Annotated in this window: 16 protein-coding genes; 6 read left to right on the top strand and 10 right to left on the bottom strand. The window is 60.6% G+C overall.

Annotated features, from left to right (window positions below):
* Positions 1-17 precede the first annotated feature (17 nt).
* A complete protein-coding gene (locus JS46_RS03620) occupies positions 18-992 on the top strand; it encodes a YsnF/AvaK domain-containing protein (protein WP_033748186.1) in 975 nt (324 codons plus the stop codon).
* Between the two features lie 479 nt (positions 993-1,471).
* Here JS46_RS03620 and JS46_RS03615 read toward each other — a convergent pair whose 3' ends face one another.
* A complete protein-coding gene (locus JS46_RS03615) occupies positions 1,472-2,029 on the bottom strand; it encodes a thioredoxin (protein ID WP_033748184.1) in 558 nt (185 codons plus the stop codon).
* A 289-nt stretch (positions 2,030-2,318) separates the two neighbouring features.
* Between JS46_RS03615 and JS46_RS03610 the strand changes: the two genes are divergently transcribed.
* From JS46_RS03610 to JS46_RS03600, 3 genes are all read left to right on the top strand, one after another.
* Positions 2,319-2,588 (top strand): hypothetical protein, encoded by a 270-nt coding sequence (locus JS46_RS03610; RefSeq protein WP_033749046.1) that lies wholly within the window; start codon positions 2,319-2,321, stop codon positions 2,586-2,588.
* A gap of 113 nt (positions 2,589-2,701) precedes the next feature.
* Positions 2,702-3,283: a flavin reductase family protein gene (locus JS46_RS03605; protein ID WP_033748183.1), complete on the top strand. Its 582-nt coding sequence runs from the start codon at positions 2,702-2,704 to the stop codon at positions 3,281-3,283.
* Positions 3,284-3,312: 29 nt separating this feature from the next.
* A complete protein-coding gene (locus JS46_RS03600; RefSeq protein ID WP_033748181.1) occupies positions 3,313-4,329 on the top strand; it encodes an NAD(P)-dependent alcohol dehydrogenase in 1,017 nt (338 codons plus the stop codon).
* Positions 4,330-4,361: 32 nt separating this feature from the next.
* On the opposite strand, the gene gstA is transcribed toward JS46_RS03600, so the two are convergent.
* Positions 4,362-4,964, bottom strand: coding sequence for a glutathione transferase GstA (gene gstA, locus JS46_RS03595; protein WP_033749043.1), 603 nt, complete (start codon positions 4,962-4,964; stop codon positions 4,362-4,364).
* A gap of 245 nt (positions 4,965-5,209) precedes the next feature.
* On the opposite strand from gstA, the gene JS46_RS03590 reads away from it, so the two are divergent.
* The gene (locus tag JS46_RS03590; protein WP_033748178.1) at positions 5,210-5,743 is read left to right on the top strand and encodes a sterol desaturase family protein; all 534 of its coding nucleotides are present in this window, start codon (positions 5,210-5,212) and stop codon (positions 5,741-5,743) included.
* Here JS46_RS03590 and crtB read toward each other — a convergent pair.
* The 7 genes from crtB to JS46_RS03555 form a co-directional block, all read right to left on the bottom strand.
* A complete protein-coding gene (gene crtB / locus JS46_RS03585) occupies positions 5,682-6,611 on the bottom strand; it encodes a 15-cis-phytoene synthase CrtB (RefSeq protein WP_033748174.1) in 930 nt (309 codons plus the stop codon). The two genes, JS46_RS03590 and crtB, sit on opposite strands and share 62 nt — an antisense overlap.
* Positions 6,604-8,085 carry a phytoene desaturase gene (locus JS46_RS03580; RefSeq protein WP_033748173.1) on the bottom strand — a complete coding sequence of 494 codons (1,482 nt, stop codon included), beginning with the start codon at positions 8,083-8,085 and terminating at the stop codon, positions 6,604-6,606. The genes crtB and JS46_RS03580 overlap by 8 nt, the downstream gene beginning before the upstream one ends.
* Positions 8,082-9,245 carry a lycopene beta-cyclase CrtY gene (crtY, locus tag JS46_RS03575; RefSeq protein ID WP_033748171.1) on the bottom strand — a complete coding sequence of 388 codons (1,164 nt, stop codon included), beginning with the start codon at positions 9,243-9,245 and terminating at the stop codon, positions 8,082-8,084. Before crtY ends, JS46_RS03580 begins: the two co-directional genes overlap by 4 nt.
* The gene (locus JS46_RS03570; protein WP_033748169.1) at positions 9,229-10,518 is read right to left on the bottom strand and encodes a glycosyltransferase; all 1,290 of its coding nucleotides are present in this window, start codon (positions 10,516-10,518) and stop codon (positions 9,229-9,231) included. The genes crtY and JS46_RS03570 overlap by 17 nt, the downstream gene beginning before the upstream one ends.
* Positions 10,515-11,549 (bottom strand): type 2 isopentenyl-diphosphate Delta-isomerase, encoded by a 1,035-nt coding sequence (fni, locus tag JS46_RS03565; protein ID WP_033748165.1) that lies wholly within the window; start codon positions 11,547-11,549, stop codon positions 10,515-10,517. Before fni ends, JS46_RS03570 begins: the two co-directional genes overlap by 4 nt.
* A gap of 34 nt (positions 11,550-11,583) precedes the next feature.
* Positions 11,584-12,441 (bottom strand): polyprenyl synthetase family protein, encoded by an 858-nt coding sequence (locus tag JS46_RS03560; protein WP_051905585.1) that lies wholly within the window; start codon positions 12,439-12,441, stop codon positions 11,584-11,586.
* Positions 12,442-12,718: 277 nt separating this feature from the next.
* Positions 12,719-13,306 (bottom strand): YtfJ family protein, encoded by a 588-nt coding sequence (locus JS46_RS03555; protein WP_033748160.1) that lies wholly within the window; start codon positions 13,304-13,306, stop codon positions 12,719-12,721.
* A gap of 183 nt (positions 13,307-13,489) precedes the next feature.
* Between JS46_RS03555 and JS46_RS03550 the strand changes: the two genes are divergently transcribed.
* On the top strand, positions 13,490-13,702 hold the full coding sequence (locus JS46_RS03550) for a hypothetical protein (RefSeq protein WP_033748157.1): 213 nt from the start codon (positions 13,490-13,492) through the stop codon (positions 13,700-13,702).
* 31 nt (positions 13,703-13,733) lie between these two features.
* Here the strand turns inward: JS46_RS03550 and JS46_RS03545 are convergent, their stop codons facing one another.
* A complete protein-coding gene (locus tag JS46_RS03545) occupies positions 13,734-14,438 on the bottom strand; it encodes a pirin family protein (protein WP_033748153.1) in 705 nt (234 codons plus the stop codon).
* Positions 14,439-14,541: the final 103 nt, after the last annotated feature.

The raw sequence follows: 14,541 nt of genomic DNA, 5'->3' as shown, positions 1-14,541 counted from the left end.
TCACGCAGGAGGAAATCATGGCACACGAAAAAATCGTAACAATGTTCAGTACCCTGGCTCAGGCTGAAGGGGCTAAGCGTAGCCTGATCAAGGCGGGTTTCGCCGAGCATGATATTGATGTGATTTCTGGCGAGCGTCTGAAATCGGAAGGACACGAAGCCCGTCATCCAGGCTTCTGGCAGCGTCTGTTCGGCAGCACGCTGGATGAAGAGCAGAGCGGCGTGTATGAAGATGCAATTAACTCAGGCAGCGTCGTGCTGACGTTGCGCGCTGAAGAGGATAAGCTGCCGCGCGCCTACAGTATTCTGGATGCGCATGACACCGGCGAACTGCCGGCCGGCAACAGCCTGTCGCAGGATGACGGCTATACCGTTTCGACTGCGCAGAGCGCGACTGGCGTCAACAGCGTTGCCGACAGCGGTCTGACGCAGCCGGTTCGCACTTCGCTTACCGGCGATGAAAGCGTAGAAGAAGTGCTGCGCCTGGCTGAAGAGCGTCTGGAAGTCGGCAAACGTCTGGTCAGCGAGGGGACCACGCGCGTCCGTCGCTATACCGTGACCGATCAGGTTTCAGAAAATATCTCTCTGCAGGAGCAGCATGCGGATATCTTCCGCCGTTCAACCAACGATCTGGCCGCGACGGATAATGTTGACTGGGAAGATAAAACCATCGAAGTAGCGGAAACGCATGAGCAGCCGGTTATCAACAAAACCGCGCACATCAAGGAAGAAGTGGTGGTACGCACAGACCAGAGCGAGCGCGTTGAAAACGTCACAGATTCTGTTCGTCGCCAGGAAGTGGACATCGATCATGCAGACAGCCATCTCGCTGCGGATGCCCCTCTGACAGGTACCGGCAGCGCTACGGCAAAACCTGCCGGCGCTTTTAACACTACCGGAACCACCGGCGCAGATGACGATATCGTTGAGAGAAGCGGCGTATCAGGCGTTGAAGAAAAGGATAAAGTCGATCCTCTGCTGAAACGTCCATAAGGTTCTGTTCAGCCTGGCGAGCAGTCGTCAGGCCGAACCTGAACAGCTGCAGCGGGGAAGTCAACGCGGTTGCCCTGGTGTTGGCTCGCTGCCAACCTCCCCGTCTGCACGCATCAATCTATCGGCATTGCCGCAATTTTCAGTAGTTTATTATATTGCCAGATGTTACCGAAAATTCGCCGCACGCTGCGTTTTGCTTTCTGCTTCGCTAACCGCATGATTGCTCAGCAGTTGCCGCAGGTTAACTCAACATGTTAAATGCGGATTCGTCTAGTCTGCGCTTTTTTGGTCAGAAGGCGTCTGAATTTAGCGTTGTTGCAGCGATATGTCAGGTTTTTCATAGCCGCCCGAAGGAGCTTTGTTATGTCTGAACGTCCCGATACTGAACCGCTGCCGGATGATGCGGAAATACCTGCTTACGAAGATGACGACACCGACCAGTAATCCATATCGCCTGCGCTCTCCGCAGGCGATGCTTTCTATGCCATCAGACGCTTTGCCCACTCGCTAATCTCATCGCCACTGCCCATCTCCGGTTGAATTAACCCGTTGATCATAAAAGTCGGTGAAACGTGCACGCCATTCTGACGCGCATATTTGCAGTGCCACTTGATCTCGTTTTGCAGCTCTGCGCGGTCGAATGGGGCGCGAGCGTCGACGCCGCTGTAGCGCTTAAGGCGGTCGATTATTTCTTCAGGCGTTGTGTGCATATTGGGGCCGCGACAGTGATCGACAAACTCGAACTCTTCGCGGTGATCGGCTACCGCTTTCATCACCGCTTTGGCGGCATGTTTCCCGTCGGGTAGAGTCGAGGCCGCCAGAATATAGCGCACAATCAGCCCTGAAAAGAGATGCCACGGCTGTGACTGCAGGCGGATTTTCAACGTCATCTCTTTTTCGCCGACATATTCCAGCAGCGCATCAAGCTTATTGAAGGCGCGTACGGAAAAAGGGCATGTTGGTTCCAGAAAAATCTCGAAAACGCGTGGTCCCTGGCCCCACACCAGCGCATCAGCCGCAAATTTGTCTCTGCTCATTTTTTCTCTCCTGTTAAATCTAAAACCTCTGCCATTCAAAAAATTGCCCTGTCTCAGCACGTTACAACGGTGCTCTAATCAGGCATCAAAAACCCGCTTTTACAGCTAAACCAGCCGCTTTTTTGAAAACGCTTCCACGGTGATAATCCCGCTGTGTAAAAGTCGCCGAAAGCCCGACGATGCAGCTATAGTTAATGCCATGTTAACATTATCTCGCCCGCGCAGGTGTCACCCGCGCGGTAAAAGTTATAACTGTTCCGGAGCCGGAAAGCGCTAGAAGAGGTTGATTTTGCTTACTAATCTTTCCTGGAAAACTATCCATGACGTCATTATCAAGACCATCGAAGAGATGCTGGACGAGCAGCAAACGCTCAACGTTCCGACGCTGCGCGCACGGCTGAAAGAGCTGGCCGAAAGCGAAACCGATGAGGTGATGGTGTTGTGCTACTGGCAGGCGAGCAAAGTGCTGACGCGACTGCCGCCCACCGTTACGGCCGCACAGCTGATGAGCGCAGCCCGCCACGCTTTTCGCACACCGTTGAATCACGATCTATTATAAAAACGGCTCGGCACGCAGCGGTAAACCGCTGCTGGCGAAAACGCGTAAAGTAAAACGTTTACAGTAATTTATGATGTACAAAGCAGCGTGCGTCAATTCAGTAAGGAACCGCTATGTCGCATTTCCGTCCGGTGGCGCTTCAGCACGCCAGCCGTCTGCTCAATCACGGTCCTACCATTCTGATTACCAGCCAGCATCCGCAGACTCAGCGCCGCAACGTTATGGCCGCCGCCTGGTCGACGCCGGTGGAGTTTACGCCGCCGCGCGTGGCGATCGTGGTGGATAAGGCGACCTGGTCGCGTGAGCTGATTGAGTCGAGCGGCGCCTTTGGCGTCTGCGTGCCGGCTGCCGCCTTCGCCGATCTGACCTATGCCGTCGGCAATCGATCGGGGCGCGATGAAGATAAATTCGCCGCCTGGGATATTCAGGCCATCAAGGGTCCTGAGCTGGGCGTGCCGCTGCTGGAAGAGAGCTGCGTCGCCTGGCTGGAGTGTCGGCTGCTGCCGGCAACTGAGGCGCAGCAAAACTACGACACTTTGTTCGGCGAAGTAGTGGCAGCGGCAGCTGACAGTCGAGTCTTTTATGACGGTCGCTGGCATTTCAGCGCCGAAAACCGCGCGCTTCACACTTTGCATCATCTTGGCGGCGGGCAGTTCGTGACGGTTGCGGACAGCTTCAGCGCCAAAATGCCTTAAGCGCATTCACTACCTTAGCGAGGAAAAGCATGAAATTTAAAAGTTACGCGGCCATGAAGGCTGGAGAAGCGCTTCAACCCTATGAGTACGATCCCGGCCCGCTGGCCGCGGAAGATGTCGAAGTTGAAGTCGATTACTGCGGCGTGTGCCACTCCGATCTCTCGATGATCGACAACGAGTGGGGCATCTCGGCCTATCCGCTGATCGCCGGTCATGAAGTGATTGGCCGCGTGGTTGCGCTGGGCGACAGCGCTAAAAATAAAGGCCTGAGCATGGGCCAGCGCGTCGGCATCGGCTGGACGGCGAAAAGCTGTCAATATTGCGACGCCTGCATCAACGGCGAGCAGGTTAACTGCGTCAACAATAACGTTCCCACCATCAGCAACCATGGCGGCTTCGCCAGCCATTTACGCGCCAACTGGCAATGGGTTATTCCGCTGCCGGAAAATCTGGACGCGGCGACCGCCGGTCCGCTGCTGTGCGGCGGCATCACCGTCTTTAAACCGCTGCTGATGCATAACATTACCGCCACCAGCCGCGTAGGCGTGATCGGCATCGGTGGTCTTGGGCATATGGCAATTAAACTGCTGCGCGCGCTGGGCGCGGAAGTCACGGCCTTCAGTTCGTCGCCTTCCAAAACTGAAACCATTAAGCAGATGGGCGCGGACTACGTCGTCAACAGCCGCGATCCTGAGGCGCTGAACAAGCTGGCCGGTCAGTTCGACCTGATCATCAGCACCGTCGCGGTGGATCTTGACTGGCAGCCCTATTTTCAGGCGCTGGCAGCCAATGGTCGTTTCCACACCGTTGGGGCGGTGATGAAGCCGTTCGAGGTGCAGGCGTTCAACCTGATCCTCGGCGATCGCGGCGTGACGGGCTCTTCTACCGGTTCGCCGGGCCAGCTGCGCTCGCTGCTTCGTCTGGCGTCGCGTGCGGATGTCGCGCCGACCGTGGAATATTTCCCGATGTCGAAAATTAACGACGCTCTCGATCACCTGCGCGCTGGCAAGGCGCACTACCGCATCGTGCTGAAAGCGGACTTCTGATCGAACAGCGCGCTCTCGGGCGCGCTGTTTTATTACATCAGGCCTTCCGATTTCATCGCGGCGATCACTGACGGACGCTGCGCATGAGTCGCAGCAAAGCGCTGCATCGCCGGCCAGCGATCCAGGCTGAAATCAACCACGCGGAACCAGCTCAGTACGTTGAACAGATAGGCATCGGCAATGGTGAAGTGGTCAGCGTATAAATAGCGGTTATCCCCCAGCGCTTCCGCCAGCCAGTCCAGACGTTTGGTCAGCGTCGCCGTCGCAGCCGTCTTCCATTCCGGCGTCATAGCCGGGTTGAAAAACGCTCCAATGCCTTTGTGCAGCTCGGTGGAAATAAAGTTCATCCACTCCAGCACCGCATAGCGCGCTTCGCCGCCTGTCGCCAGCAAATGGCTTTCCGGCTTCAAATCCGCCAGATACTGGGCAATAACGGCGCCCTCGGTCAGCACGTGGCCGTTGTCGAGCTGCAATGCCGGCACATAACCTTTGCTGTTGATCGCCAGAAAATCGTCGCCTTCCGCGGTACGTTTGGTTTTTAAATCCACGGCAACGGAGGTATGCGGCAATCCGGTTTCGTGCAGAACGATGTGGGTCGTCAGCGAGCAGGCGCCCGCTTTATAGAACAGCTTCATGTCGTTGTTATCCCTGTTTTGTTTTTTGCTGCCGCAGTCTACGGCAGCGCGGACCGCTTGCGCCATTGCCTTTTGTGCTAACAGGCTGGATTAATGTCTCTTCTTTCAATCAGGAGAGCTGTTACCTGTTTAAACCCTGCGGCGAATTACAGGCCATAGCCTAAACTTACTGTTCGCCTGCGGGGTGCCGCAGCAGATGATAGCCAGCCTGAGCTGGCTGGCAGGATGCACTGACGGGAGAAGATATGCTGTGGTTGTGGAACGCTGGAATCGTATTACTGACCGTCGTAGCGATGGAGATTACCGCCGCGCTGTCGCACAAATATATTATGCACGGCTGGGGGTGGGGCTGGCACCGATCGCATCATGAGCCGCATAGCGGCTGGTTTGAGGTCAACGACCTGTATGCCGTGGTGTTCGCCGGGCTGGCGATTCTCTTGATCTACCTGGGCAGTCGCGGCGTCTGGCCGCTACAGTGGATAGGCGCAGGCATGACGCTTTACGGCCTGCTCTATTTTATTGTGCATGACGGGCTGGTGCATCAGCGCTGGCCCTTTAAGTACATACCGCGTCGCGGCTACTTTAAGCGACTCTATATGGCGCATCGTATGCACCATGCGGTGCGCGGGCGGGAAGACTGCGTTTCCTTCGGCTTCCTCTATGCGCCGCCGCTGGCGAAAATACAGGCGACGCTACGCCAGCGCCACGGTCGTCAGCCTAACGCGGACGCTGCCAAAGCTCGGCCGGACGCGGCGGCGAAGCGGCCGCCCGAGACCTGATCGCCTGCGCCGCACCCGCCGCCAGCAGCAGGAGCTTCTCCTGTTTGCTGGTGGACTGGCGGCGATCCCAGGCGGTTTCGCCCGCGCCGTAAACCTTAACGCCAATGCGGCGATAGACCTCTTTCGCCGTGGCGATCGCCCAGGCGGAGCGCAGCGGCAGCCCAGCCAGGCCTGCTGAAGCGGAAGCGTAATAGGGCTCCGCTTCGCTTACCAGCCGCCGCGCCAGTCCCGCCAGCATCGATCGATGCGCGCGATCGGCAAAGTGAAGTCGATCGAGACCGGCCTCTTCCAGCCAGCTTTCCGGCAAATAGCAGCGGCCGACGCGCGCATCCTCGACGATATCGCGCGCAATATTGGTCAGCTGAAAAGCGATGCCGAGATCGCAGGCGCGATCCAGCACCGCCTCGTCGCGCACCCCCATGATTTGCGCCATCATCAGCCCGACTACGCCCGCGACGTGGTAGCAGTAGCGCAACGTATCCTGCAGCGTTTCATAGCGCGCGCCGCGCACGTCCATGGCGAACCCTTCCAGATGGTCAAAGGCGTAAGCGGGGGAAATGCCGTGGCCGAGCGCCACCTCCTGAAAGGCGGCGAACGCTGGTTCGTGCATTTGCGCGCCCGCATAGGCCTGCCGGGTTTTGCACTCCAGATTCGCCAGGCGCTGCTGGGGCGTCTGCGCCGAAGGGATCTCGCCGGGAAAGCCAAGCTGCTGGTCGTCGATCACGTCGTCGCAGTGCCGGCACCAGGCGTAGAGCATCAATACGCTGCGGCGCGTTTTGGCGTCAAACAGCTTCGAGGCGGTAGCAAAACTCTTCGAGCCCACCTCCATCGTCTCCACGGCATGGTGCAGCAGCGTCGGATTATTCATGCAGATCCTCCAGCATCAGGCTTGCGGTGGCTTTGGCAGAACCGATCACGCCGGGAATGCCCGCACCTGGATGCGTGCCTGCGCCGACCAGATAGAGATTGCGAATATGACTGTCGCGGTTATGCGGCCGGAACCAGGCGCTCTGACGCAAAATCGGCTCGACGGAAAAGGCGGAGCCCTGATAGGCGTTAAGCTCGTCGCGAAAATCGAACGGCGTAAAGATGCGATGAGTCACCAGCTGGCTGCGCAAGCCGGGCATATAGTGCTCTTCCAGATAGGCGAAAATACGATCGCGCAGGCGCGGCCCCTCAACATTCCAGTCCAGATCGGCGGTGCCGAGGTGGGGCACCGGTGCCAGCACGTAGTAGCTGCCGCATCCCGGCGGCGCCAGCGAAGGATCGGTGACGCAGGGCGCGTGAAGATAGAGAGAAAAATCTTCTGCCAGTCCGTCGCGGTTGAAGATCTCGTCAATCAGCTCGCGGTAGCGCGGGCCAAAGCAGACGGTGTGGTGCGCCAGCTGATCGTGATGGTGGTTCAGGCCGAAATAGAGCACGAACAGCGAATTGCTCATGCGCTTGCCCTTCAGCTTTTTGGCCTGCGCGGCGGCGGCGGGATGTTTGCCGAGCAGATCGCCGTAGGTATGCACCACATCGGCGTTGGAGGCGACCGCACGGGTCTCGAATACCCGGCCATCCTCCAGATGCACGGCGGAAATCGCGGCGTCTTTCGCCTCTATATGCCTGACGCGGGCGTTCAGCTCCAGCGTGCCGCCTAAATCCTGAAACAGCTTCAGCATGCCCTGCACCAGCGCGCCGGTGCCGCCGCGCGGAAACCAGACGCCCCATTCGCGCTCGAGCGCATGGATCAGGGTATAGATCGACGAGGTGGCGAAGGGATTGCCGCCGACCAGCAGCGAATGAAAAGAGAACGCCTGACGCAGCTTATCATCTTCGATAAAGCTCGCTACCTTGCTATAGACGCTGCGCCAGGCCTGCAGGCGCGCAAGCTGCGGCGCGGCGCGCAGCATATCGCGGAACGACAGAAAGGGAACGGTGCCGAGCTTAAGGTAGCCTTCGGCGAACACGGCGCGCGAATAGTCCAGGAAGCGCTGATAGCCCGCCACGTCGTCTGGATTGAATTTGCGGATCTCCGCCTCCAGCCGCGCCTGGTCGTTGTCGTAGTTAAATACCTCGCCCGACTCCCAGCAGAGCCGGTAGAAGGGCGTCACCGGCAGCAGCTCGACATAATCGCTCATCGATTTGCCCGCCAGGGCGAACAGCTCTTCGATGGCGGAAGGATCGGTAATCACTGTTGGGCCTGCATCAAAGGTAAAGCCCTGATCCTGATAAACATAAGCGCGGCCGCCCGGCTTATCGCGCTGCTCCAGCAGCCGCGTTGGAACACCCGCCGCCTGCAGGCGAATCGCCAGCGCCAGTCCGCCAAATCCTGCGCCAATTACCGTGGTGTGCTTCATCGTGATGCTCTTCGTCCAGAAGGGTGAGTGAGAATAGCCTGCAGCGCCGCCAGTACCGGGACGGGCGGCTTGCCGCTAAGAATGCGCGCGCGGTCGGCCAGCGTAAGCCGTCCGGCGTAAAACCGGGCGATCAGCCCCTCAGGCAGCCCGTAAAAGCGCTGCATCACGCGCCAGCGCTGATCCCCGTCGGCCGCCAGAAACAGCATGCGGTTGAGCATGCGAAAGAAGCCCTGCTGCCGCCATGCTGCCTGCGCGAAGCGGTGGATACGCGGCGCGAGCGCCTCAGGGGAGAAATCGGCCTCTGTGGCGAGTGCATCCGCCAGCGCCGCCGCCAGCGGCAGTGAATAGCCGGTCGTAGGGTGGAAAAGCCCGGCGCGCAGGCCGACGCTGGGCGGCCGCTGGTGCCAGAAGCGGTCGAAGTCGCCCGCCAGGGTAATCGGCAGCGCGCCGCGCTCTTCGCGCATCAGCGTCTCCAGCTGCCAGCCCTGACGCGCGGCGTAGTCGCAGATATTCTGCCGCGCCTGCGCCGCCGCCAGCGAGGCGTCGTCGATATAGTGAGTATCCTCGATCAGCAGACGCGTCGGCGAGAGCGGCAGGGTATAGACGAAGCGATAGCCGCCCTGCTGGTCGACGGCGGCATCCATCAGAATCGGACCTTCAAGCCGATGCGGCTGGCTCAGGGTCCACTCCTGACCGAGAAAAGCCTGAAAGCCGATCTGCAGAGCGGCGTCGGGCTGATAGCCGCGGCCATCGATCACGGCGCGCGCGCGCAGCACTTCGCCACTGGCGAGCTGAACGTGGTCAGGCCCGCTGCAGGCGATGGTCTGGTTAAGCCGCAGCGCGTCGCCGAGCGTCGCGCGCAGCACCTCATCAAAACGGGCGGAAGTTATGCAGAAATAGCCGCTGTCGAGCTGGCGCGTCAGCTGAGGAAAGCGCACTTCGTAGTGCGGCCAGCGGTGCGCCACCAGCGGCGCGATCCACTGATGCTGCGAGACGCTGAGATCCTCTTGGTGGAAGCACCAGGTATGGTTGCCGCCCGCGCGGGCGTCGGCTTCAAGCACCAGTACGCGCAGACTGGGCTGCTGCTGTTTAAGCCGCAGCGCCAGCAGTCCGTTCGCCAGCCCGGCGCCGAGCAGCAGCAGATCATACTGCGATGTCATAGCACTTCTCCGCACGCACCGGCTGGCGCGACAGCAGCGCGCGTTCGGTAATATCGGCTGCGCGCTCGGCGCCGCCGCAGGTCGCCAGCTGCGGCTGCAGGCGCGACATGCGCTGTTTAATCGCCCGATCGTCCAGCAGGCGACGCAGGCGTCGCGCAATCTGATGGCTGGTGGAGAAGCGCGACGCGCGTATCCCCAGGCCATGGTGCGCCAGACGCGCGGCGATGCCGGGCTGATCGAACGCCAGCGGAATCGCCAGCAGCGGCGTGCTTTGCGCAACGGCGTCCAGCACCGTATTCAGACCGCCGTGGGTAATGGCCACGTCCGCCTGCGCCAGCGCGGCGCGCTGGTCGACGAAATCCGTGACCTGGGCGGCGCCGGCGCGCAGCAGTTTTCGCGCCTGGAAATCGCTCAGGCCGCCGCAGTGGGCGATCAGCAACTCCGCCTGCAGTTCACGACAGGCTTTCGCCAGAGTTTTAAACAGCCCATAGCGGCCGCCCTGCAAGGTGCCGAGGGAGGCGAAAATGCGCGGCTGGCCGCCATTGCCGAACAGCGGCGCTGCTGCGGAGGTCGCCGGTTCGCGCAGCGGGCCGGTGGCGTGGAAATGTGCGGGCAGTTCGCCGCGCGGAAAGTCGAGTGCGTGCGGCAGCTGGCTGATTTGCGCCAGCGGTGACAGACACTGATGCGACTGACGGCGGTCCGCAAGGCCGAAAGAGTCGGCATGACGCGCCAGCACGCGATCGTGGCTGCGCATCAGCCAGTCGTAAATTTTTTCGCTGGAGGCGAAGCGCTCGCGCGCGGCGCTGCTGGTGCCCCACAAAAAGGGCATCACCGGCAACGGAAAATGCGCTTCGCGGTTTACAGGCAGCGCGCAGGCGACCGAAACGAATGGCAACTGCAGCGCCTCCGCCACCAGTCCGCCTGCTGGCGCCATCTGATCGACAATAACGCCGTCTACCGCCAGCGCCCGCAGCGCATCCGGTAGCTCCCGGCACAGCATATCGGTGCTGCTGGCCATATCGCGGATCAGGCGCAGAATGCCTAATCCCCCAGGATGGGCCGCCAGCTGCAGCGTACGATCGAGCGTGCCGGCAGGATGCGACGCCAGGCCGATGGCGTGAAAGCCGACGGCCGCATCGCTGAGCAGCGCGGCGACCTCCGCCTGCTGAATAAAGGTAATTCGATGGCCGCGCGCGATTAACCTCTGCGCCAGCGCCTGAAGCGCGCGCACGTGACTGTAAAAGGGCGGGGCGATAACCGCGAAATGGCTCATTCGTTTTCTCCCGCGCGCCGCAGCGGCGCGAGGCGCAGCTGGCGCAGGTTGGCGCTGCCGGTGCAAAAACAGGCGACGCGCAGCTGTTCGATCAGCGTCTCAAAATGCGTCACTACCGCGTCGGCGGAGTGCAGAGCGCTGCTAAGCACCGCCGCCGCCTGGCCGACCACGTCCGCGCCCAGACGCAGCGCTTTCGCCGCATCGATGCCGTCGCGAATGCCGCCGGAGGCGATAAGCGGCATGGCGGGCAGCCTGTGGCGCACGGCGCGCAACGCTTCATCGGTGGGAATGCCCCAGTCGGCGAAGGCCATCGCCACCGCGCGCTGCTGCGGCGTGCTGGCGCGTTCGCCTTCTACCGCCGCCCAGCTGGTGCCGCCCGCGCCTGCGATGTCGATCATGCTGACGCCCGCCTCGGCAAGCCGCTGCGCAACCTCGGGCGAGATGCCCGCGCCGACCTCTTTCACGATGACCGGCACGTCGAGCGTTTTAACCAGCTGCGCAATCGCCTGCAGCACGCCGCGCCAGTCGCGGTCGCCGCCGCGCTGCAGCGCTTCCTGCAGCGGATTAAGATGGACGATCAGCGCATCCGCTTCAATCATGTTTACCGCGTTCTGCGCCAGCCTGCGGCCCTGCTCGCCGAGAATCTGCGCGGCGCCCAGATTCGCCAGCAGCGGAATATCGGGGGCGATCCGGCGCAGGTCGCGCGTCAGGCCGAAATTGTTGTCGCTTTCGAGCGCCACGCGCTGTGAACCGACGCCCAGCGCCAGGCCAAGCGCCTGGGCCGCTTCGGCGAGATGGTGATTAATAGAGAGGGCGCGCGCCGCGCCGCCGGTCATTGAGCTAATCAGAAAAGGCGCCTGCATGGGGCGATTGAACAGCCGGGTGCGCAGATCGATCTGATCCAGGTGCAGCTCCGGCAGCGCGCAGTGCGTGAAGTGCCAGCGGGCGAAGCTGCCCGACGCAGGCGTGGTGTTACGCAGAACAATGTCCAGATGATCGTTTTTGCGTTTCGTCAGGTCCGTGTCCTTCATTGCTGCTCCATATACTCAGACGGGAAACGCGCGGTCAGCCGACCATAGCGAGTTTTTTGTCGAACCAGGCCTGCACGAAATGCCGGGTGGCGTAACCGCTGTCGCAGGCGGAAGCCAGATGGCGATCGGCGCGGCGCAGATGGTCGCGCAGCCGCTTCTCCACCGCTTTGCTGCCCAGCATGTTGACCAGCGTCGATTTCCCCACATCCTGATGAGCGTCTTTTCCAGTGTCGCTCTGACCGTCGGTCAGGTCGTCCAGCAGCTGGAAAGCCTGACCGAGATCCCGCGCAAAGCGGTGCAGCTTTTCACGCGATGCCAGCGGCGCGCCGGCGGCCACCGAAGCCATCTGCATCGCCGCGCTGAACAGCGCGCTGGTTTTGAAATGGTTAGTGAGCTGAATCGCGTCGGCGCTGCGCGGCTGGCCGCCTTCGGTCAAATCGCGAAACTGTCCCTGCACCAGCCCCTGAATGCCGACGGAGTGGGAAAGCTCCGCCACAGCCTGGGTTTTCGCCTGGCTGCTGATGCCGTCCGCCATCGCGATAACGCCAAAGGCGCGGCTCAGTAAGGCGACGGCGGCCAGAATCGCCACCGGCTCGCCAAACTGGCGATGGATGGTCGGGCGGCCGCGCCGCAGTTCGGCGTCGTCCATGCAGGGAATATCGTCGAGTATCAGCGAGGCGGCATGCACCATCTCTACGGCGCAGGCGAAATCGAGCAGGCCGCTGAGTTCGTCGCGGTAGCCCAGGTCGTGCGCGGCCAGCATCAGCAGCACCGGCCGGATGCGTTTGCCCGGCGCCAGCGCCCCTTCGCGCATCGCGAGTCCCACGCAGTCGCGTTCGCTTTCTACCGGCAGCAGTCGATCGAGACGCTGTTCGATACTGGCGAGTAACATCAGGGGATCGCTGTAAATTAGGGTAGGATCTCTTTCAGCAAAAATGGTCATGATGGCAGTCCTTACTTGCAGGTGAGCGTCGGCCTGTCGTAATTGCAAATGAACAAAGTGGCGCAGAAGGAGCCATCTAAGAAAAAGTGAATCCTGTTATTTTTAGCACCACCGTAAACTGAACATTGTTGTTTTGTTTTGACGCGGCGGTGCAATAAAGCGTAGACGAGAATTGCCGCTCTGACGGGTGAAACGGAGATAAGTGGCAATAAAATAATAATTTTATTCACGAACTAAGTGCGGCGTCAGAAGGCGCAGGCCCTTCGGACAGCATCTGGTTAAGCAAAGCGACGGCCTCTTTAACCTCCTGTGCCGTGAGCGCGCCATCTTTCGCGAAGCGAACCACGCCCTGCGCGTCCAGCAGAATGACCGTAGAGCCGTGCGGCGTCAGCTGCCAGCTGTTTCGCGCCACGCCGCTGCTGTCGATAACAAAATGCTGCCAGGGCGCGTCGCGCTTGCTCGATTTGATGCTGCGCTCGACGAAAATCGCGCTGCCGGGGATTGCATCGTCTGTATTAACGATGGTGGTGGTCTGAAAGCGGCTGCGCGGAAAGTTCGCCTGCTGAATGGCGGCGATCAGCGGCGCGTTTTGCTCTTTGGCCGAAAGCCGTCCGGCAACGTGGATCACCATACGGACTTTGCCGGTCAGCGACTGGCTGCTCCAGCGCTGATAGCCCAGCATCTCATGTTGCATCACCAGTTCGCCCTCGTTGGCGATAAAGACTGGCGGAAGGGTTTTGCCCGTTTCCACGCTGTGCGCGGCGGTCAGGCCGGGAACAAGCAGGCAGATAAGCAGCAGAGAGTAGGGTTTCACGCAGCCTCGCACGCAGAAGGATGAGCCTCAAGCCTGGGTGAAAATCTGCCGCTTCGCCAGTCAGGAAAAAAATGAATTTTACGCTTAGCTCAAATTTTAATCACCCCTTCAATGCGCCAGATCAAACAACGCGCGGTCAAAGGATTCGATGATGCAGAGAATCATTGGCAAAAGGAGACGTATATGAAAAGTGAGTTAATGACCCTGTCTGAATTCGCGCGCTACCTGGGCGTCTCTCCGCTGAGGCTGGTGCGCGCCTACTGTAATCGCGGATCGCTGGACGGGGTGCCGTTGCCCGAGCCGGTAAAAAACGTGGCATTCAGAGAACGCTGCTGGTCGCGCGAGCAGGTGCGCCAGTTCCGGCATACGCTACAGCGCGCGCGTCACCACGGATAAAGAAAAGGGAAGGTTTTCACCTTCCCTTGCTTTAACTGCCACTGACGGTTCCGCTCATCACGCCGGTCGCTTCCGCATCCACCAGAAAGCAGATCAGCGTGGCGTCGCGCTCGGCGGTTACGGCCGGCAGCGCTTCGGTGTCGCCGGCCACATCGCCTTTATGCAGGCGCTGCCCTTCCAGATTCACCACGCCGTCCAGCACCGCCAGCCAGGGCGCGAAGCCGGGAAGAGCGGGTACTTCTAGCGTGTTGCCGCGCTCCAGCCGCACGTCGTAAATATGCACCGCCTGACGCAGCGTCAACGGCGCGGCGCTGCCTTCCGGCCCTGCCAGCCACGTCCAGGCGTTATGGGCGACACCGTCAGCGCGCTCCAGCAGCTGGGTTTTCGCTTCGCCGCCGGCGCGCGCCGGACGGATAAACGCCTGCAGCACTTCGGCTTCAATCAGCGGCGCGGACTCTTCGTGCCGCAGGCCTTCGCCCGCATTCACCACCATTACCCGTTTCGCCGACAGCGGCGTGCGTTCGCCCTGCAGGTCGGTATGCTGCACCGAGCCGCGCCAGACGTAGCTGAGGATGTCGTCGTTCACATGCTCGTGCATCGGAATGCGCGCGCCGAGTTTCAGCGTCGTCATATCGACAATCGCCAGCGGCCCGAAGCGTTCGCCCGGGCGCAGACGGCGAATGGTAAAGGGACCATATTCAAACAGCTGGCCGCGATGGGCACGCACAACATTCATCATCTTCTCCCGTTATGAGCTTATAAAGCGATGATAAACCGATCGGGAAAGATGAGAAGGAGGAGGATTTGCTGAGAGAGTTCAACTTTTTTGAATAAGCTGC

The sequence above is a fragment of the Pantoea sp. NGS-ED-1003 genome (genome assembly GCF_000738765.1).
GTDB classification, from domain to species: Bacteria; Pseudomonadota; Gammaproteobacteria; order Enterobacterales; family Enterobacteriaceae; genus Pantoea; species Pantoea septica.
Note: the sequence above shows the minus strand (reverse complement) of the source record. Positions and strands in the feature narration are given on the sequence as shown.

What these genes read in the sequence shown, in the direction of transcription:
- gstA (WP_033749043.1), bottom strand. Translation starts at nt 4,964, where the DNA reads ATGAAGCTGTTCTATAAAGCGGGCGCCTGCTCGCTGACGACCCACATC.
- JS46_RS03590 (WP_033748178.1), top strand. Translation starts at nt 5,210, where the DNA reads ATGCTGTGGTTGTGGAACGCTGGAATCGTATTACTGACCGTCGTAGCG.
- JS46_RS03570 (WP_033748169.1), bottom strand. Translation starts at nt 10,518, where the DNA reads ATGAGCCATTTCGCGGTTATCGCCCCGCCCTTTTACAGTCACGTGCGC.
- fni (WP_033748165.1), bottom strand. Translation starts at nt 11,549, where the DNA reads ATGAAGGACACGGACCTGACGAAACGCAAAAACGATCATCTGGACATT.
- crtY (WP_033748171.1), bottom strand. Translation starts at nt 9,245, where the DNA reads ATGACATCGCAGTATGATCTGCTGCTGCTCGGCGCCGGGCTGGCGAAC.
- JS46_RS03550 (WP_033748157.1), top strand. Translation starts at nt 13,490, where the DNA reads ATGAAAAGTGAGTTAATGACCCTGTCTGAATTCGCGCGCTACCTGGGC.
- JS46_RS03600 (WP_033748181.1), top strand. Translation starts at nt 3,313, where the DNA reads ATGAAATTTAAAAGTTACGCGGCCATGAAGGCTGGAGAAGCGCTTCAA.
- JS46_RS03615 (WP_033748184.1), bottom strand. Translation starts at nt 2,029, where the DNA reads ATGAGCAGAGACAAATTTGCGGCTGATGCGCTGGTGTGGGGCCAGGGA.
- crtB (WP_033748174.1), bottom strand. Translation starts at nt 6,611, where the DNA reads ATGAATAATCCGACGCTGCTGCACCATGCCGTGGAGACGATGGAGGTG.
- JS46_RS03560 (WP_051905585.1), bottom strand. Translation starts at nt 12,441, where the DNA reads ATGTTACTCGCCAGTATCGAACAGCGTCTCGATCGACTGCTGCCGGTA.
- JS46_RS03580 (WP_033748173.1), bottom strand. Translation starts at nt 8,085, where the DNA reads ATGAAGCACACCACGGTAATTGGCGCAGGATTTGGCGGACTGGCGCTG.
- JS46_RS03620 (WP_033748186.1), top strand. Translation starts at nt 18, where the DNA reads ATGGCACACGAAAAAATCGTAACAATGTTCAGTACCCTGGCTCAGGCT.
- JS46_RS03545 (WP_033748153.1), bottom strand. Translation starts at nt 14,438, where the DNA reads ATGAATGTTGTGCGTGCCCATCGCGGCCAGCTGTTTGAATATGGTCCC.
- JS46_RS03605 (WP_033748183.1), top strand. Translation starts at nt 2,702, where the DNA reads ATGTCGCATTTCCGTCCGGTGGCGCTTCAGCACGCCAGCCGTCTGCTC.